This is a genomic window from Pseudomonas kitaguniensis, assembly GCF_049199985.1.
GTDB lineage: Bacteria > Pseudomonadota > Gammaproteobacteria > Pseudomonadales > Pseudomonadaceae > Aquipseudomonas > Aquipseudomonas kitaguniensis.
Genome location: NZ_JBLZPT010000063.1, coordinates 1 through 310 on the forward strand (window position 1 = coordinate 1; position 310 = coordinate 310).

The 310-nt window shown below is 47.1% G+C and carries 2 rRNA genes; both read right to left on the reverse strand.

From position 1 onward, the window contains the following. Positions 1-5: 5 nt before the first annotated feature. Positions 6-121: ribosomal RNA gene (gene rrf / locus ACOZK9_RS27365) — 5S ribosomal RNA — on the reverse strand. A gap of 109 nt (positions 122-230) precedes the next feature. Continuing rightward, positions 231-310, reverse strand: a 5S ribosomal RNA gene (gene rrf, locus ACOZK9_RS27370); the annotation flags it as partial.

The following is a 310-nucleotide window of genomic DNA, read 5'->3' on the forward strand; positions in this document are numbered from 1 at the left end:
TTTAATCTTGACGATGACCTACTCTCACATGGGGAAACCCCACACTACCATCGGCGATGCATCGTTTCACTACTGAGTTCGGGATGGGATCAGGTGGTTCCAATGCTCTATGGTCGTCAAGAAATTCTGTTTACCAGAGCGTTACGTTAGCAACGTGCCGGCTAAATTCATGGACTTCTACATAAACAAAACCCCTGTTTGCGTTAGCAAACAGGGGTTCTGGAATTTAATCTTGACGATGACCTACTCTCACATGGGGAAACCCCACACTACCATCGGCGATGCATCGTTTCACTACTGAGTTCGGGAT